This is a genomic window from Ensifer sp. B1-9, from assembly GCF_050474445.1.
In the GTDB taxonomy this organism is placed as follows: Bacteria; Pseudomonadota; Alphaproteobacteria; order Rhizobiales; family Rhizobiaceae; genus Ensifer.
This window is the reverse complement of record NZ_JBCHVG010000008.1, coordinates 1-18,148: the sequence shown is the minus strand read 5'-3', so window position 1 is coordinate 18,148 and position 18,148 is coordinate 1. Positions and strand designations below refer to the sequence as shown.

The following is an 18,148-nucleotide window of genomic DNA, read 5'->3' as shown; positions in this document are numbered from 1 at the left end:
GCGCACCTCCAATTATTCTACACACCATTCCTCATGGTGATTGGAGACGGGCTGCCCATAGGAAATATAATAAGGAATTGTTTCTTTATTACAATTTCACGCACAACCCGACAGAACAAGAATTCTACGATCCATCCCAATATCTTCTTATCTTAAATTTCAATATTAGCTAATTATCAAATAACTACCGACGCGTCAACTAAAACGATAAGGACTTATATAATATAATATGAAATAAGAATAGAGTTACCCGAGAAATAGCCGCAGATAGCTACACTATAATCCAGACAAAATAATCATTTAATACTTTATTAATCATATTATAGCTATTACGGGCTACCGATCACTCTTGAAATCCTGCTTTTTTCGGGGGGAGTAGTCCGGCGGGCGATGTCGGTCGGGTGTTCCGCCGTGGGCACCATCCTTCGCCATAAGCGAGGTCACGGGAAGCTGGCATGCAGGCCCTGATCAGCAGCCAAAACGCAATTAACTGCGCACTCGACGGTGTCGAGGCACAGCAATGAAATGCTTGGCCGATGCTTCCGAGTTTAGTTCTTCCAGCGCGACGAAAGCGTCTCGCCACCGCGTTCGGCGGCCGCATCGTTGGTGAAGTAGCGCGACGCCGCTTCCGTGCGGTTGCGGACGTTCATCTTCTTGTAGATGTTGCGGACATGAACCTTGACGGTATTCTCCGACAATCCAAGACGATCGGCGATGATCTTGTTTTGCGTTCCCTTGCAGATCAGATCGAGGATCTGAACTTCGCGGGTCGTCAATCCGTCGGGCCCGGCATCGCGCTTGCGCCGACCCGCGCCTGCGCTCGCTCCGGACAGCTCTGACCGCCGGCCATAGAGACTGCTCGCAGCGAAGGGCTCGGGCGAAAGCCGTCGCAGCAAGGCGGCGGGGAAGTGCTCGCCCCCCTTCATCAGCAAATCGATGGCTGCAAGGCAGACGTCCAGGTTCAGGTTCAACGGCAGAACGCCGTGGATCAGCCGTTCTTCAACGAAGCCGGCGATCGACGGATCGAGTTCATCGGCATTCTCCACCACCAGACCGATCGAGGTCTTGGGATGAAACTCGTGTATGGTCCGCAAGATTGCTGGAAAGGACTTGGCCGGCATGCGGTAGAGCATGATCAGCGTCACGTCGACGAGACTGCCGTCCAACAGATTGTCCGGATCGGAAAAGCAGACGATGTCGTGCCCCTGAAACCGCGAACCGACCGCCTGCATCAGGCACTCGGCAAACAGATCAATCTTGGCGAGCATGACGATCTTTTTCTTCTGCGACAAAGCCTTGTTGTTTTCTTCAAAATCATCAACGCTGGAGCTTCCCGGATACATTACGCCCTCCTAGGATTTTTCCATTTATTTTTATGGGTGCACGTTTTTCCCGCAGTGCACCACACTTTCAGAAAATTTATTCGGAACCACTATGCGTCATGGCGACTTCCCACCCCGGGGAAAATTCGCGATAGCTAATGTAACGTAAAGATCTTCATTACGAAACAACCCAAAAGGATTATTGGCGCCCCGAAAGTGTCCTTAAATCGTTATAAATCGAACCATCTTTGGGTTACACGGCGACTGCCTCACGCATTGACGCTCGAAAAATGCCATCCCGATGGCAGCGACCGCTCTTCCATCGGACACGGCGCCCCACCCATTTCCGCGAAAGGCAGCCCATTCCGAGACGAAAAGAAGGATTAGCTGCCGAGGTATTCGCCGCGCCGCCTACCCATCCCCTCGGGCCGATATACCTAAAAATACTTCCTTGGGGCTAGTGTGCTGGCGACCTGGGCGAAGCGGATCGACCGATCGCGCGAAGAAGCGGGAGCACAACCGCATGGTTGGCGCCGACAGCCACGCTGGCGTGAGCAAATTCAAACGCTATAACAACGGCTTGCAGGCTGCGGATTACGCCGAAAAGAGCCAATAATTACAACCCACTAACTAGAATAGGTATCTTCCGCGCGCCCGCATTTGGAGTCACATTGGCATTTCGTTTTTGAGTATGCAGCTTGGGTTTCGGCGGAACGCTATTCCGCTCATTTCCATCAACCCGGCGTGTGGCGTAAGCGTAAATCCCGAGTAAGTGTAAAGTATACATTGATCGATTGCGGATCTCGATCCGCTATGTCATTTAAAAAAAAGTATAAAAATAGAATTGTATTTTAATAAAGCAATACAAGTCGGATTGGAATATTGTTTCTTCCTCAAAACGGAGCCAACCCCAGCAAAAATACCGTAAGATTTAAGGGTATTTGGTGTTGGCTCCTTTTTAACCCAAACGCCGCCTCGTCGCTCTCGACCAGGGAGTAGCCCCTCGGTCTTTGCGCTCGCTCCGGTCGAGCGCCTTCACGAAAGACGAGGCGGACAATGGGTCTCCGTGAACCTACTTCTTCTCGAACGCCCGCGTCAGCTGGTCGACGATATCCTGCTGCGACTTCAAGCCGGAGGCGGTCAGATAGAGCTTGGCGGAGTCGAGATAGACGACATGGCCATCCTTCGAACAGGCGGATGCTCTAAGCGCGCCGCACGCAAATCCGTGTAGCGCGCCTTGATCGATGGAGCCAGCACTTGCGCACTCTCGCTACCCAGCGGCGCCGCGTGCGCCCCGCTTGCCGATCCGGGCCGCATCCGTTGCCCTGTCCTCGTCCGTCACCGAAGAGAACCGCTTCAGCCGGCGACCGAGCTTCGCATTGATGTCGTCCATCACGGTGAACATGACGGGGACGAAGACGAGGCTGAGCATCGTCGAGGTAATCAGCCCCCCGATCACGGCGATCGCCATCGGTGCCCGGAAAGCGGCATCGGCGCCGATGCCGATCGCGGCGGGAACCATGCCCGCCACCATGGCGATGGTCGTCATGATGATCGGCCGCGCGCGGGTGACGCCCGCCATCAGCAAGGCCGTCCGCCGATCGGCACCCCCGTTGCGGCACTCGATCGCATGGTCGACGAGCAGGATCGAGTTCTTGCAGACGATGCCCATCAGCATGAGGATGCCGATCGTCGACGAGAGATCGAGCGAAGCGCCGAAGAGCAGCAAGGCGAGCGCCGCCCCGCCGATCGACAGCGGCAAGGCCACCAGGATGGTGATCGGCTGCAGGAAATCCTTGAACAAGAGCACCAGAACCGCCGCGACCATCAGGATCCCCGCAAGCAACGCCAGCGCGAAGTTGCGGAACATCTCCGACATGTACTCTGCTTCGCCGTAGTTGGCCTGCGACACGCCCAAGGGCAGTTCGGTCATGGCCGGCAGCGCCGAGATCGCCTCGAACGCGGTCCCAAGCGTGATGCCGTTGAGGTTGGCCTCGACGGCGATCAGGCGTTTGCGATCCAGGCGTTCGACGCTGCTTTCCTCCGCGCCGAAGGAGATATCGGCGACCGATGTCAACGGCACCACTGTTCCGGCATTCGTGCCGACCCTTAGATTGCGGAGCGTATCGACGTCCCCCCTGGCCGACTGGTCGAGCATGACGCGGATGGGCACCTGGCGGTTGCCGAGGTTGAAACGAGCCGAATTGCTTTCGCTGTCCCCCATCGTGGCGATGCGCGCGACGGTACCGATCGAAGTCACCGAGACGCCTAGCCTTGCCGCCTCGTCGAAGCGCGGCTTGACCAGCAGCTCCGGCGAAAGCAGCGGCTCAGTGGACTGGACGTTGACCAGTCCGGGAAGCGCACGCATCTCCTTTTCGAGACGGCGCACCGAAGCCATCAGCGCCGCCGGATCGTCGCTCGTCAGATAGATCGAGAGATCCTTGGCCCCCTCGACGGACGAGAACGTGGCCTCGATATCAGGCGTCGCCGCCAACAGCGGGCGCAGCGACAACTCGAAGGACTTGCGATCGAGCCCGCGTTCCTCGCGTGGCTTGAGCTTGATGCGGAGAGACACCTCGTTGAGATTTTCCGCCGTCGCCAGAACGCTTTCGACCTCAGGCTTTGCCTTGATCTGACCGACCAGATCGTCGGAGATGCGGGCCGTTTCTTCAAGACGCGTGCCCGGCGGCAGGGTGATCTTGAGCTGCGACACGTTGCTGTCGCTTGTCGGCAGGAAACCGGTCGGCAGCATCGTCAGCAGCCCGATCGAGCCGATGAAGATCAGGGCGACCAGCGACAAGGCCGTCTTGCGATGAGCGAGCGTCCACCCGAGCAAGCGGCGATAGCCGTCGGCAATGCGCGATGGCTTGCCGGAATGGCCATGGCCGCCCCTTGGCCGCAGCAGGTAGGCCGCCATCAGCGGTGTCAGCAGGCGTGCCACCGCCAGCGAAAACAGCACGGCGATCGCAACCGTCAGGCCGAACTGCTTGAAATACTGCCCCACTGCGCCACCGATGAAGCTGACCGGCGCAAAGACCGCGACGATCGTCAAGGTCGTGGCGACGATGGCAAGACCGATCGCGTCGGCCGCGTCGATCGCTGCGATGAATGGGCGCTTGCCCATGTCGACATGGCGTTCGATGTTCTCGATCTCGACGATCGCATCGTCGACGAGAATGCCGATGACGAGCGTCAGCGCCAGCAGGCTGATGCCGTTGAGCGTGAAGCCGAGCAGGTCCATCACCGCGAAGGTCGGCAGGATGGAGAGCGGCATGGCAAGCGCGGAGATCAGCGTCGCCCGCCAGTTGCGCAGGAAGGCGAAGACGACGACGACGGTCAGGATCGCGCCTTCGATCAGGGCCGTGACGGCCGCGTCGTAGCTTTCCTGCGTGTATTCGACAAGCGAGATCAGCTCCGTGAATTCGACGCCCGGCATACGCTGGCGGATTTCCTTCAGTCGCGCGGCAACGGCGTCGGCAACGACGGTATCGCTTGACCCCTTGCTGCGCGAAACCGAGAAGCTGACGACCGGCTCGCCGTCGACACGTGCGAAGTTGCGCGGTTCGGAGGAGGTGTCCTCGATCGTCGCGATATCGGAAAGCTGCACCCAGCGGCCGCCCGATAGCGGGATTGACAGCCGCGACAATTCCTCGACCGAGCCGGCGCTGCCGACCGTGCGGATCGACTGCTCGCGGCCACCGATCTCACCGCGTCCGCTGGGGATGTTGGTGTTGATCTCGCGCAGCGCCGTATTCACCTGGTCGGCGGTCACCCCAACCGCCAGCAGACGCTCGGGGTTGAGCGACACGCGGACCTCGCGATTGACGCCGCCGAGACGCTGCACTTTCTGCACGCCGGGCAGCGTCAGCAGTTCGCTGTTGATCGTATCGTCCACGAACCAGGAGAGTTCCACCGGCGACATGTCTGGGGCGCGCACCGCGTAATAGACGATGGCGCTGCCATCGACATCGACGCGCGAGACGATGGGTTCCTGGATCGACTGCGGCAGGTCGGAGCGGATCTGCGCCACGGCCTCGCGCACGTCGTTGGCGGCGCGGTCCGGATCGGTGCCGATCTTGAACTCGACCGTGGTCGTCGACACGCCATTGGTGATGGTCGAGCGCATATGGCTGACCCCGACAAGGCCGGCGGCCACGCCTTCGACGCGGCGCGTCACCTGCGTTTCCATTTCGGCCGGTTGCGCGCTCGGCTGCGTGATCACAACCGTCACGACCGGGAACGACACGCTCGGATTGGCGTTGACAGGCAACCGCAGAAACGAGGCGATGCCCATCAATGTGAGGACGACGAAGAGAACGATCGTCGGTACGGGCTTTCGGATCGCCCAGGCAGAGATGTTGCCGGTCATTGCGGCTCGCCCGCCTGTGCCGGCTGGACATCTCTCGCCAGGACCGCCTCACCCTCGCGCAGCGAAACCCCGGCCTTGAGAACAACCCGGTCGCCGGTCGCGAGCCCGGAGACGATTTCGACCTTGCCACCCTGGCGCATGCCCGGCTGAACCGTCTTGCGGGTCACCTCGCCGGCATCGACGACAAAGACCGAAACCGTGCCGTCGGGTGCCCCGTAAAGCAGCGCGGAATCGTCGACCATGATCGCCTTGCGCTCGGCCACGACGATCTCCGCCCGGCCGAAGGTGCCGGCAAAGGGCGGCCTGCTCGTATTCAGCGTGACCTGAGCGGTGCCGAGCCGGGTTTCGCGATCGATCTTCGGATTGATCACCCGCACCGTTCCTTCGATCCAGTCACTGCGACCGGAGAGCCTGACCCTGACGATCTGGCCGACGGCGAGCAGCGGCAGTTCGGTTTCGGGGACTTCTGCGGCGAACTCGATCTCGCCGTCGCGGATCAGCTTGACCAGCGGATCCGAGCCCGCAAGCGCACCGGCGCGGGCGAGCCGCTCGGAGACAACGCCCGCGGCTGGCGCCAGGATCACGGCGCGTTCGAGCTTGCGGCGTGCCTCGGCCGCGAGCGCTTCCGCCTGCTCGTAGTCGGCCCGCGCCACCTTTACCGCCTGCTCGGCGATCGCGAGCGCCGAGACTCGTTCCTCGAGAATGGTCTCGGCCTGAAGGTGGCGCAATTGCCGGGCACGGGCGAGCTTCCTCTGCTCCTGCGTGACCGTTTCCGCCTCCCGCGCCATCGTTGCGCCGGCACGTGCCACCCGGCCCTCCGCCTCGCGCAGAAGGTTTTCCAGCATGTCGGTCTCCAATCGGGCAATCACCTGCCCGGCCGCAACCCGGTCGCCGATCTCGACTTCGACTTTGGCGATACGCTGATCGATCAAGGTCGTGCCGACGGCAATCTCCTCGCGTGCGACGAAGATGCCGGCGAAGGATCGTGTCCATTCCTGGGGACGGCTGTCGGCGACGAATGTCGATACCGTGCGGGCAATTGCGGCACTGTCGACGGGAATGGAGGCGGCGGCCTCCCCGGAGGAGTGCGCCGCACCATGCGTCATGGCGAGCGCGAGGAGCGCAGCAAGGACGACGTTCAACTCAACTGTGCGTCTCATTTCATTGGCTTTCTATTGGCAAGGCCGGTTGGATCGGAAACACGGGCGGTCCGAGTTCTCGGCCTCGAGATCGGGCAAAGTGCGTCGTATAATAATTAGATCAATCGATCTAATTATCTGATCCATCAAACGCGACAATTGTAAGGCAGATCACACACTAGCATTGCGGGAAGATGGCGGAATTGCTGTCAGCGAGCGACCTTGACAGCGGCACGCCACCCCACGAAATTAGAGTGTTCGGTCTAATAAAGAGACCGGCAAGCAAGGAGAATTGGCGATGCGCAAGGTCGACCCCGAGAAACACGCCGCCAAACGTCGACTGATCATCGATGCAGCAATCGCCTGTTTTGCGCGAAAGGGTTTTCACGGCACGTCGACCGCCGAAATCTGTGCCGAGGCAGGCATGAGCCCGGGCAATCTTTTCCATTATTTTCCGACCAAGCACACCATTATCGCGGCGATCGTGGAGGAGGAACGTCAAGAAACGGCGGAGATCTTCCGTAAATTGGGCGAAGCCGAAGACCTGTTCGCCGCGCTGCTCGGTTTCATGAACACCGTTCTCGAGCTTGCGGGCGACCCGACCTATTCGAGCCTGGCGCTCGAAATCGCTGCTGAAGCGATGCGCGACGAGCGGATCGGTGTGCTCGCGGCCGCCAATGACGCCGAGTTTCAGGGAGCCCTTGCAGCGCTGCTTCGCGGCGCGGCCAGCAGAAATCAAATCGATCGGACCGTGGACGCCGCCGGCGCCGCCCGATGGATCGCCGCGATCATCGACGGCATCTTCAGCCGGGTCGCTGTCGACCCCGGCTTCAAGCCGAAGGACGAAGGCGCGATGCTGCGGCTTCTCCTGACCCGGTTTCTCCGCCCGCAGGGCTGATGGCTTGCGAACGGAATGGGCGAAGCAAGCATTCGCTTGCCCTAGTCATATGATTCAGGCCCGCCGGCTTTCGCCGGAGGGCCCGTCAAGACGGAAGCAAATCAGGAATGCTTCTGGATGAGGCCGTAGACGATATTCCGGTTGGCGCCGAACTGGACGCGCGCGTCGACGGCGGCCTTGCCCGCACTCTTACGGATGATGTTCCACATGTCCGCCTCCGAACGCAGCAACAGCGCCCAGTTCATGAAGGTCTCCATGTAGCCGTCGACGCCAATATCCTGGGCGAAATTGGCAAACAGGAAGACTCCGTTCGGCTTCAGCATCTGCAGGCAGCGATGGGTAAGCTTGATGGCCACCTTGTCGGCAAGGTAGTCGTAGAGTCCGGCAGCATAGATGAAGTCGAACTTGCCGAGCTTCTGATCGCGGCCGAGCAGGCTGCGGACGGAGCCATCCACGGCTTCGATGCAGGTGCCGCCGAAGTCGCGGCTGATCGAACCGACGCTGAGCGGATCCTGGTCGAGCGCCACCCAGCGCTTGATCCGGCGCTCCTCAAGCGCCACCGAGCGATTGGCTTCGCGCAGATGTCCGGCGGCAATCGTCAGAATTTCCGCCTGGGTACCGCGGCTGGCCGCGATCTCGTCGACGTGACGGGTCAGCAGGTCGCGACGCTCGCGCACCGCGACCGAAGAAGACGCGTCCTTGGTGTAATCATAGAGCGCTCGTCCGATGGGTGATGCCCGCTCGATCTCGTTAGCGACACTCGCATGACCATAGATGAAGTCGAGCAATTGCGCGTCGCCCGAGTAGCCCCGGGGCTTTTCGAAGGACCACCGGGTGAACGGGTCCTGGAGGAAATACTCCGACACCGGGTGCGCCTGGGCGATTGGGATCAGTTCCTGCCAAACGTTCGGGTGGAACTTGGCCCGGGTTTCATGAAGAGCGGCGGCAAGCCGGTCGATAATCTTCGCCGGCTCCGTTCCCTGCAGGAACTGCTCCTGCGCAATCCTGAGAATCACTGCGAGCTCGGCCTTGCCGAGCGAGAGCTGTTCGTCGTGCCGCTCGCTCCTGGGCGAAACGAACTCATCGGCCATCGCCTTGGGAGTAATCAGGCTTTGACCGTCGAAAACCGTTTGAAATTGGCGCACGCAAGACCATCCGTTAATGCTTTGTTAACAATGGTCGCGAAGATGCGCGCATTACGGCTCGGTTTGCAAGTTTTTGTATATAATAAGGTAAATTCTCGTGTTTCCTCCCTTTGGGTCGCGCCTAATCCTGGGTGTTCCGGCCCCTTAATTTAACAAAACTTAATGGACACCTCCTATCATCCCACCCCGCACCACCCGCTTCTGTTGCAGGCCTGAAGCAGGTGGCAAGCATGGAGTGTCCGAAACAACGTCCATTGATGGAAAAGCGACGACCGTTTCCGTTGACCGTGACGCAACTCGATGGATCAGTGCATGAAGCACACGTTGGCCGACGTAGTTGACATCGACCTGCACAAGCAGCCGCACAGGCCGCAATTGGCTGAGCTTCAGACACTCTATCGAATGGAGGGCGAGGCTGGCCGGCGCGCGGCAACCAGGCAGGGCCTGTGGGTCGCGGTTGCCGTCTACCTGTTGTTTTTCGCGATCGACATCCTGCTGGTCCCCGATGTCGCGTTCTATACGATCCTCGCACGCCTCGTCGTCGGCATCAGCGCGCTCCTGTGTTTCGAGATCCTCTATCGCATCAAGGCGCGAACCAAGTGGCTCGACGGCACCTGCGCCGCGGCCCTTGTTTTCGGTTATATCGGCTGGCTCGTCCCCGCGATGTCGACAGCGGACACGGCCAGCATGTCCTACTACATGATCTTCGGCGCGATCTTCATGATGGGCGCCAATCTCTTCTTCAGCTTCCGATTCCGCCTCTCGGTCGTCGCCTCCGGAATCGTGCTCACGACGTTCTTCGTCGCCCTGTCGTTCTTCTCCGAACACGATCCTGCCTATCTGATCGCCTTTGGGACCTTCTATGTCTCCTGTTTCGTCTTCACCTCCTACGTAAACTGGAAGCTCAACCGCGAGCGCTATAAGGTCTTCCTGAACGCCTTCGAGGCGAAGATCCAGCAGAACGAGGCGTCGGAACGCGGCATGGCGCTCCTGCGGCTATCCAACACCGACCCCCTGACCGGCCTGGACAACCGCCGCGCCATCGACCAGCAGCTGCGCGATTATTGGAACGATTGGCAGAAGCTCGGAAAGAGCTTCGCCGCCATGCTGATCGACGTGGATTTCTTCAAGAAATACAATGACTGCTACGGTCATCAGGAGGGCGATCGCTGCCTGGTTCTGGTGGCCAATGCGCTCGGCGAGGCGATCAAGGACTATAACGGTTCGATCGGCCGCTACGGCGGCGAAGAATTCATCGTCCTTGCCCGCCTGGACACCCTGGAACAGGCAGCTGAGCTGGCCGAGGTTATCTGCCGTACCGTCGAGAACATGCGGCTGGTGCATGAGCAGCGGCGCGACGGGGTCTCCATCGTGACCGTCAGCGTCGGTGCTGCCTTCACTCGCAACCAGACCGGCGCCAAGCTTGAGAAGATCATCCACGAGGCCGACCGTGCGCTTTATGCCGCCAAGGCGAGTGGCCGAAACTGCGCCAAGCTGTTCGACCCGAACGATCCGCAAAGCAGCGACGAAAGCGAGAACATTGCCGCGCTTCTGAAGATCGCGGTCGATCAGAATCTGGTATCACTCGTCTACCAGCCGATCAGGAACGTGATGACCGGTGAAGTCGAGGCCGTCGAGGCGCTGATGCGCCTGACGATGCTGGACGGCACGTCGGTTCCGCCGAGCCTTTTCATTCCGGTTGCCGAGCGGACCGGCGCCATTCTCGACCTCGGCCGCTGGGCGATCAAGACCGTCTGCCGCGAGCTCCTCGTCGACAACCACATTCCACTGGTCAGCGTCAACGTATCGCCGATCCAGCTGAAGACCCCGGGCTTTGCAACTTCGGTCGCCGCGATCCTCGGCGAGACCGGCGTGGCCGGCAGCCGCCTTGCCTTCGAAATCACCGAAGGGCTGGAGATGGAGATGCACTCGGGCATCCTGCGCTGCATCAGCGACCTCGAGACCCTCGGCATCCGGATATGGCTGGATGACTTCGGCACGGGCTTTGCCGGCCTTTCCTGGCTGCGCCTGATCGATTTCGATACCGTGAAGATCGACCGGTCGTTCCTGCATGATTGCAACACGCCCAAGGGTCGCGCCATGTTGCAGGACATCATCGGCCTGGTAAGAAACCGCGGCCACAAGATCCTGATCGAAGGCGTCGAGACCGACGAGCAACTGGCGCTGATGCGGCGCTTCCGGATCGACCAGGTCCAAGGTTTTCACGTCGGTCGCCCCGCACCGGCAGAGACCTTCCGCACGCCGCCGGACAAGTCGCGCATACCGCTCCGAAACGGCGCGCGGTCCTAGAGTAGGCGGCTGCACCACGGTGCGCGCGCTGGATACAATCGAGGCACAACTTTAATACAGCCCGCCAATACATGTTGCGCTTTGGCCGGGTGGAGACGTAGGATACAGAAACTTACCTTACCGCCGGATACAATCTCACATTGACCATGGGGGCGCACATGGCCATGGAAAATCGGCAGGACGGCCGGGTCGAGCCGGCAACTGCCCCAGCCACCGATGCGGAAATTCTGGCGCAACTTGATCGAATTCGCCGCAGCGCCGAGTTCGACGCCCCGGAACGTGACCGCAAATTCCTGACCTATGTCATCGAGGAAACGCTCGCGGGCCGGGGAGATCGCATCAAGGCCTATTCGATTGCAACCGAGGTCTTCGGCCGAGATTCCTCTTTCGACCCGCAGACGGATCCGGCGGTGCGGATCGAAGCAGGCCGCATTCGCCGGGCGCTGGAACGCTACTACCTCGTCGCCGGGCGAACCGACCCGATCATCATCAGCATTCCCAAGGGCGCCTACGTCCCGACCTTCGAACGACGCCTCGATGCGTGGCTCCCGTCCCGTAGGAGCGCCGACGAAAGCGTTGGACAGGATCCTTCCGCACTATCCTCCAGGCGAGGAACCTGGCTCGCAGCGGCCATTGTCTGCATCGGCGGCGGCCTGACAGCCGGCGCATTCCTCCTTCAGAAGGAAGACGATGCCGTTATCGGCATGCGGCCGGCGATCCCGAGGCTCGTCGTCATGCCCTTCGATGATCTCTCAGGCACCTCTCAGTCGGCGATGATGACGCGCGGGCTCACGGACGAGGTCGTCGGCAACTTGGCCAAGTTCAAGGAAATCACCGTCGCGACCCGTGATGAGGCCGGCGCCTCGCCGCAGGCGGGGCCGGCCTTTGCCCTGGTGGGCGGGATCCGGTTCGACGGCGAAAGACTTCGGCTTGTGGCGAGACTCGTCCATCGATCCGATGGATCGGTGGTATGGGCGAATACCTACGACGAACGGATGGAAGCCGGCAAAGCCATCGATCTGCAGGCAAGGACCGCAGCGGCTGTAGCCGGTGCGGTGGCACAACCCTATGGCGCCATTTTCCAGGCGAGCGCCACCGCATTCAAGCAGTCGGTTCCCGATGGTTGGCAAGCCTATGCCTGCACCTTGAGCTACTACGACCACCGCGGCGACGTCAGTGCGCAAAGCCTGGCCACCGTTCAGGGGTGCCTGCAACAGGCGACCCGGCAGGTCCCGACCTACGCGACGGCCTGGGCGCTGCTGTCGATGACCTATATCGACGCCTTCCAGGTGCGCTTCGATGGTTCCTCATCGGCGACGCTGGAGCGGGCAACCGAAGCGGCAGTCCGCGCCGTGGACTTGGATCCCCAGGACGTGCGGGCCCTTGAGGCGCGGATGCTTACCCTTTTCTTCCGTGGTGACGTCGATGCTGCCTTGGCCGTTGGCGGGCGCGCACTTGCGATCAATCCCAACGACGCTGAACTCGCCGGCGAATACGGATTCCGGCTGGCGCTGTCGGGTCAATGGGATTCCGGCTGCAAGCTTCTGTCTGAAACCGTCGCCCGCAACTCTGGCCCCGCCGGCTATTTCGAAGCGGCGCTCTCGGCCTGCTCCTACTTCGGGGGCGACTATGTCGCTGCCGAGCGATGGGCGCGCATGGCGGATCTTCGCACCCATCCATTCTCCCGCATCACGCTTCTGGCCACCCTGGGCAAGCTTGGCAAAGGCGCTGAGGCCCAGGAAGAACGGAAATGGATCGAAACCAACCTGCCGGGCCTGCTTGAGGTTGTCCCCCAGGAGGCCGCTCTGAGGCTGCGCCGTCCGCAGGACCGGCAACAGCTTCTTGACGGTTTGCGCAAGGCGGGCGTACCGATTCCCGAATCCGAATTCGAGCAGGCGCGCACCGACAGTTCGATCCACTGACTGACCTGCGATCAGACCGGCCGCGGCGATTGCGATGCGTCGGGTTGCGGTTTTTCCCGCACCGTCTCCCCCTGCATCCAGACCATCAGCAGATCGTGGACGACACTGAGAACGATCGGCCCCAGGAAGAGGCCGATCAACCCGTAGGAAAGCGTCCCGCCAAGTACCCCCAGCAGAATGACCAGCGTCGGCGTCGAAAGCCCGCGGGCCACCAGGATCGGCTTCATCACATTGTCGATGACGAAGAGCGGGACCAGCAGAATTGTCATAAGCAGCGCCGGACCGAAATCCATCGTCACCCAGGCCCAGATGATCACTGGCAGCAGCACCAGCGCAGGGCCGATCTGGATGATGCAGAGAACAAGCACGACGAAGGCGATCGCACCGGGCGCCGGAACCTGAAACAGCCCGAGCACCAAGGCACAGAGAAACGCCTGCAGCAACGCGACGCCGATGACGCCCCGAGCGACGTTTCGGATCGTCGCAGCCGCCAGACGCAGGAAGCCGATACCCCTGTCGCCACCGATCCTGCCGGAGAAGCGTTGTGCCATCTCCGCCAGCCGTTCCCCGGAGCCGAAGAGAAAGCCAGCCACGAGTACGGACACCACGAAGCTCAGCACCTCGGCGCCGATGCTCGCAATCTTGCCAAGCGCCTTGCTGCCTGCCTGCATCAGCGAAGGTTCGAGCTTGCGCAAGAGGGCTTCGAGATTGTCCGATGCCATGCTCCAGACCGCATGAACCCGTTCGCCGACGATCGGCCAGTCGCGAACATATTCCGGCGGTATCGGTACGGTCAGAGAACCGTCGGCAAGTTTTGCGAGCAGCGCCTGGAGCCCTTCGGCGAAGCTGACCGCAATCGCGGCCAGTGGCGCGACGATGACGGCCAGACAGGCCAGTGTAATGAGAAATGATGCCAGCCGCCGCGAACCGAGAAGGCGGCCAAGCCGGGCATAAGCAGGATAGAGCGCGACGGCGAGGATTGCCGCCCATATGAGAATGATCGCGAATGGCGCGATCAGCGTCAGGGACCAATAGGCAAAAAGGCCGACAATGCCGATCCTGGCGATATCCGTAATTTTCGCCTCGAAGGACGGGGGACCGGTTGGCCCATCGCGAACCACGCCCGTTCGGGAGGAATCATCAGCCATTCTTACCCCTCACCGCTTCATGCGGCTATTCACCGCTTCGCTGCAGCTTCTCGACGGCCCCGCGTCCTGCGGAAACCAATAGAACTGGGCGCTGCCCCTGCAACCCAGATCGCCAGCATAGCTCCCCTCGTGCAACAGTCATGCGGATCCTAGGCCGGCGAGCACCAATCGGCAGTAACATACAGTAGCATACGTCATTCGGGCTTCCTCATCTGCAAGCCTCCTCTAGAGATACCAGTGACAGACGACAGCAAGAACGGAAGCTGCGACACGATCAAGTTCTGGTTGCAGCAGAAACAGCGTCGACAGGGGCTGTCACGCGCGCATGTCCAAGCGCTCGCGCGCCTCAGCCAACAAAGGGAGGCTGGATAGATGATCCGGAAAACGATCATCGCGCTCGGTAGCGCAGTGACGATACTGGTTTCAATGCCCATTACGGCTGTCATGGCGCAGCAGACGGCGAGCGCGCCGGCCGCTGAACAGCAGACAGCGCCGGAACCACTCAGCGACGACGAGCTCGAGATTTTGGTCGCCCGCATCGCGCTTTATCCGGACGAGCTGGTGGCGCTCATTTCTGCTGCGGCGCTCTATCCGCTTCAGATCGTCGAGGCGGAGCGGTTCCTGGAGGCACGCCAGAAGAAGCCCGACATGAAGCCAAAGGACGATTGGGACGGCAGCGTCATTTCGCTGCTCAACTACCCCCAGATCGTCAAGATGATGAGCGAAGACCTCGAGTGGACGCAGTCTTTCGGCGAGGCGATTGCCAATCAGCAGAAAGACGTGCTGATCGCCATACAGCAATTGCGCGACGAGGCCGTCGCCAAGAATATCATCAAGAGCGACGACAAGGTGAAGGTGGTCCAGGAAGGCGACAACGTCGTCATCCAGGCAGCCAACCCCGAAACGATCTACGTGCCGCAGTATCCGCCGGAGATGCTGTATGAACCCAACTACGCGCCGGCGCCGATCAGCTACTACGAAGAACCCTATCCCGCCTATTGGTACCCGGGAGCAGCCTTCTTCGCCGGTGCAGTGACGGGTGCCGCCTTCGCGGCGATCGTCGACTGGGACGATTGGGGTGTCTGGGGCGGGCGCTGGAACGGCGGCGACGTCGACATCGACTGCAACAATTGCTTCAACAACATCAACGGCAAGGTGAAGTGGAACGACGTCGACTGGAAAAATGTCGATCGCAGCAAGATCAAGTTCGACCGCGACCAGCTCCAGCATTTCGACCGAAACAGTATCAAGAACAACATCAAGGCCGACGGCAACAACAACCTGCGCAATCGCGCCGCCGAGACCAACCGCGATCGGCCGAACGCGCGTCCGGGCGGCGGTGGCGGCGGCCAGATCAGGGACGTGCGCAAGAGCACGCTCGAAGGGCTGAAGGCGCAGCAGAGGCCGGCGGCGCGGCCCGGAGGCGGACAGGCGGCGGCGAAAGCGCGGCCCGGCGGCGGTCAGCCGAGCCTCAATCGTCCCGGCAACAAACCCTCTCAGGTAAACCGTCAGGGCGGCAAGAAGAAGATGGCCGCCAAGGCGCAGAACCGGCCGAACAGGCCGTCCGGCCTCGGCAACGTCAATCCCGGACGGAGGGAAATCAACTCGTCACGCCGCGGCGGCCAGAGCATGGGCGGCGGCCAGCGCGGCGGCGGGCGGCCGCAGATGAGCCGCGGCGGCGGCGGCAGGCCGCCGATGCACCGTGGCGGTGGCGGCGGGCGCGGCGGCGGCCGCAGGCGTTGACCGGATCACAGGAGAACGACCATGACCAAGCTTTTCAATCCGCTTCTCCTTGGAACGGCGATTGCTCTCACGTTGGCCACCCCGCCGCTCAACGCCTTCTCGCAGACAAAGGCGCCAGCGGAGCAGGCGCCAACCGATCAGATGGCGGCCGGCCTCGATGCCTATGCGGCCGACGAGGATCCACCGGTCTTCGATGATTCCGCCAAGGCGGTCGACGAATTCAAGGCGAAGCTCGCCGCCAATGACTTCGCCGGTCTGGCAAAACTACTGGGGCTCAATGCCGAGAAGCTGAAGGCCGGTGAAGGGGCGATGGATACCTTCGCGCTCATTCGCGAAGGTGCCGCCCGCAACGTCGTCGTACGCGACCTCGAGGGACGCAAGATCATCCAGATCGGCGACCGGCTGTGGCCCCTGCCCTTCCCGCTCACCAAGGGCGAGGACGGCAAATGGGCCTTCGACACCTATGTCGGGCTCGAGGAGATCCTCAATCGCCGCGTCGGCGAGAACGAGCTCGAGGCGATCGATACGGTACAGGCCTATGTCGACGCCCAGCAGGAATACGCCTCGCGGGATCGCGACGCCGACGGCGTCCTCGAATATGCGCAGAAACTGATCAGCACGCCGGGCCAGACCGACGGGCTCTACTGGCCGGCCGGTCAGGGCGACGGCGAAAGCCCGGTCGGCGACGCGATCAGCGAAGCGGCGCTGGAAAAGGCGAAGGCCGGCCAGGGCTATTTCGGCTACCGTTTCCGCATTCTGACATCGCAGGGCGACAACATTGCCGGTGGCCGCTATGACTATGTCATCAACGGCAACATGATCGGCGGTTTCGCGTTGATCGCCTGGCCGGTCAGCTATGCCGAAACCGGCGTCAAGACCTTCGTCGTCAACCAGCAGGGCATCGTCTACGAACGCGATCTCGGGCCCAGCACCGAAGAGATCGTGCCCTTCATCGATCGTTTCAATCCCGACGACAAATGGGACGTCGTACCCGACTGAGCGGCGGTCCCGCGGACGCTGAGTTCTGAGGCCGGATTTACCGCCGCGCCGCGGGGGCGAGCGCAGCGGCGATCGCCTGGGTGTGCGGTGCGGGCTGTTGCACAGGACGTGTCGGCTACTTGCGCCGCGGCTTGTCCGGTTCTCAGAGGCATCTGCAGGGACACGCGATAGCGCGTCGCTGGACATGGCCGGCCGTCAAGGATGCTCCCTCAGGAAAATGCGTCCTCACCCGATGGGCGACATTGGCAAGGCCGATGCCGAGGCCCTGGCCTGTCCTGTCCTGTCCTGCCGGAGGCGGTCGATGCCGCAACGTCGTTTTCAACCGACAGATTGAGCGTCTCTCCGACCCGGGCCGCATGGATGTGAATTTCAACCTCACCGGCTGAACGGCCGACGCCCTGCTTCACCGCGTTCTCGACCAAGGGCTGCACAGGATCAGACTTGGGACCATGGCCCCTCGAGTTCGGGAGGAATATCGATACGAACGATCATTCGATCCGAAAACCGTTCTTTCTCGATGTCGAGGTACTCTTTCTGCAAAGCCATTTCGTCGAGCCGCAATTCGCGCATCGGATCGAGCTGAACCTCGAAGACATTTCGCGTGGATGATATCCGCTGGCGTTTGGTCCTTAAAACGCGGAAAAGCCCGCAGGTTTTCACCTTGCGGGCCTTGTTTCTGTTTTGCTTTGTTGGCCACAAAAAACCCGCCATGAAGGCGGGTGTTTTTTGGAAGATTTGGTTGCGGGGGCAGGATTTGAACCTGCGGCCTTCAGGTTATGAGCCTGACGAGCTACCGGGCTGCTCCACCCCGCGTCCAGCGCAAATCCCTATGGGATTTGTCGCGGTAACGCAAATCCCGAAGGGATTTGCGGTCTGTGCCGAGCAAATTGCGGAGCAATTTGTCTCGCGTAAGGGACGCACTGACTGTTCTGATCGTATCGAATCAAAAAGGCCGCTTGTTGGCGGCCCTTGGTTTCGGCGGGGCCGAAGTTTGTGTCGAGAAGGAGATCTTTGTTTTGCCGCTGCCTTGTCCTTGTCGGCGTTGCCTCGAAGGGGAGCGGCGTTTCGGTTGTTTATCTTGCGTTTTGCAGACCTGGCAGCGACCTACTCTCCCGCGTCTTAAGACGAAGTACCATCGGCGCTGGGGCGTTTC

11 protein-coding genes and 1 tRNA gene are annotated in these 18,148 nt (G+C 61.1%); 5 read left to right on the top strand and 7 right to left on the bottom strand.

Going from position 1 to position 18,148, the window contains the following annotated elements; genetic code table 11:
• Positions 1–548: 548 nt before the first annotated feature.
• The 3 genes from ACQ5BM_RS15900 to ACQ5BM_RS15890 form a co-directional block, all read right to left on the bottom strand.
• A complete protein-coding gene (locus ACQ5BM_RS15900) occupies positions 549–1,343 on the bottom strand; it encodes a helix-turn-helix transcriptional regulator (protein ID WP_429812944.1) in 795 nt (264 codons plus the stop codon).
• A 1,249-nt stretch (positions 1,344–2,592) separates the two neighbouring features.
• Positions 2,593–5,691: an efflux RND transporter permease subunit gene (locus tag ACQ5BM_RS15895; protein WP_429812941.1), complete on the bottom strand. Its 3,099-nt coding sequence runs from the start codon at positions 5,689–5,691 to the stop codon at positions 2,593–2,595.
• The gene (locus ACQ5BM_RS15890; protein WP_429812938.1) at positions 5,688–6,851 is read right to left on the bottom strand and encodes an efflux RND transporter periplasmic adaptor subunit; all 1,164 of its coding nucleotides are present in this window, start codon (positions 6,849–6,851) and stop codon (positions 5,688–5,690) included. Before ACQ5BM_RS15890 ends, ACQ5BM_RS15895 begins: the two co-directional genes overlap by 4 nt.
• 277 nt (positions 6,852–7,128) lie before the next feature.
• Between ACQ5BM_RS15890 and ACQ5BM_RS15885 the strand changes: the two genes are divergently transcribed.
• Positions 7,129–7,728: a TetR/AcrR family transcriptional regulator gene (locus tag ACQ5BM_RS15885; RefSeq protein ID WP_429812935.1), complete on the top strand. Its 600-nt coding sequence runs from the start codon at positions 7,129–7,131 to the stop codon at positions 7,726–7,728.
• A 101-nt stretch (positions 7,729–7,829) separates the two neighbouring features.
• Here ACQ5BM_RS15885 and ACQ5BM_RS15880 read toward each other — a convergent pair whose 3' ends face one another.
• Positions 7,830–8,873 carry a class I SAM-dependent methyltransferase gene (locus ACQ5BM_RS15880; protein WP_429812932.1) on the bottom strand — a complete coding sequence of 348 codons (1,044 nt, stop codon included), beginning with the start codon at positions 8,871–8,873 and terminating at the stop codon, positions 7,830–7,832.
• A 312-nt stretch (positions 8,874–9,185) separates the two neighbouring features.
• On the opposite strand from ACQ5BM_RS15880, the gene ACQ5BM_RS15875 reads away from it, so the two are divergent.
• Positions 9,186–11,183 carry a putative bifunctional diguanylate cyclase/phosphodiesterase gene (locus tag ACQ5BM_RS15875; protein WP_429812929.1) on the top strand — a complete coding sequence of 666 codons (1,998 nt, stop codon included), beginning with the start codon at positions 9,186–9,188 and terminating at the stop codon, positions 11,181–11,183.
• A gap of 158 nt (positions 11,184–11,341) precedes the next feature.
• The gene (locus tag ACQ5BM_RS15870; protein WP_429812926.1) at positions 11,342–13,105 is read left to right on the top strand and encodes a hypothetical protein; all 1,764 of its coding nucleotides are present in this window, start codon (positions 11,342–11,344) and stop codon (positions 13,103–13,105) included.
• Between the two features lie 11 nt (positions 13,106–13,116).
• Here the strand turns inward: ACQ5BM_RS15870 and ACQ5BM_RS15865 are convergent, their stop codons facing one another.
• Entirely contained in the window at positions 13,117–14,253 is a 1,137-nt protein-coding gene (locus ACQ5BM_RS15865) for an AI-2E family transporter (RefSeq protein WP_429812923.1), read from the bottom strand.
• Positions 14,254–14,625: 372 nt separating this feature from the next.
• Here ACQ5BM_RS15865 and ACQ5BM_RS15860 point away from each other — a divergent pair, with 372 nt between their 5' ends.
• Together ACQ5BM_RS15860 and ACQ5BM_RS15855 are read left to right on the top strand one after the other, a co-directional pair.
• A complete protein-coding gene (locus tag ACQ5BM_RS15860) occupies positions 14,626–15,996 on the top strand; it encodes a DUF3300 domain-containing protein (protein ID WP_429812920.1) in 1,371 nt (456 codons plus the stop codon).
• A 21-nt stretch (positions 15,997–16,017) separates the two neighbouring features.
• The gene (locus tag ACQ5BM_RS15855; RefSeq protein WP_429812918.1) at positions 16,018–16,995 is read left to right on the top strand and encodes a DUF2950 domain-containing protein; all 978 of its coding nucleotides are present in this window, start codon (positions 16,018–16,020) and stop codon (positions 16,993–16,995) included.
• Positions 16,996–17,430: 435 nt separating this feature from the next.
• Here the strand turns inward: ACQ5BM_RS15855 and ACQ5BM_RS15850 are convergent, their stop codons facing one another.
• Positions 17,431–17,706 carry a hypothetical protein gene (locus ACQ5BM_RS15850; RefSeq protein ID WP_429812915.1) on the bottom strand — a complete coding sequence of 92 codons (276 nt, stop codon included), beginning with the start codon at positions 17,704–17,706 and terminating at the stop codon, positions 17,431–17,433.
• Positions 17,707–17,731: 25 nt separating this feature from the next.
• Positions 17,732–17,808, bottom strand: a tRNA-Met gene (locus ACQ5BM_RS15845).
• Positions 17,809–18,148: the final 340 nt, after the last annotated feature.

Coding starts and splice junctions, on each gene's coding strand:
- ACQ5BM_RS15875 (WP_429812929.1), top strand. CDS start 9,186: ATGAAGCACACGTTGGCCGACGTAGTTGACATCGACCTGCACAAGCAG.
- ACQ5BM_RS15850 (WP_429812915.1), bottom strand. CDS start 17,706: ATGGCGGGTTTTTTGTGGCCAACAAAGCAAAACAGAAACAAGGCCCGC.
- ACQ5BM_RS15890 (WP_429812938.1), bottom strand. CDS start 6,851: ATGAGACGCACAGTTGAGTTGAACGTCGTCCTTGCTGCGCTCCTCGCG.
- ACQ5BM_RS15895 (WP_429812941.1), bottom strand. CDS start 5,691: ATGACCGGCAACATCTCTGCCTGGGCGATCCGAAAGCCCGTACCGACG.
- ACQ5BM_RS15865 (WP_429812923.1), bottom strand. CDS start 14,253: ATGGCTGATGATTCCTCCCGAACGGGCGTGGTTCGCGATGGGCCAACC.
- ACQ5BM_RS15870 (WP_429812926.1), top strand. CDS start 11,342: ATGGCCATGGAAAATCGGCAGGACGGCCGGGTCGAGCCGGCAACTGCC.
- ACQ5BM_RS15860 (WP_429812920.1), top strand. CDS start 14,626: ATGATCCGGAAAACGATCATCGCGCTCGGTAGCGCAGTGACGATACTG.
- ACQ5BM_RS15885 (WP_429812935.1), top strand. CDS start 7,129: ATGCGCAAGGTCGACCCCGAGAAACACGCCGCCAAACGTCGACTGATC.
- ACQ5BM_RS15900 (WP_429812944.1), bottom strand. CDS start 1,343: ATGTATCCGGGAAGCTCCAGCGTTGATGATTTTGAAGAAAACAACAAG.
- ACQ5BM_RS15855 (WP_429812918.1), top strand. CDS start 16,018: ATGACCAAGCTTTTCAATCCGCTTCTCCTTGGAACGGCGATTGCTCTC.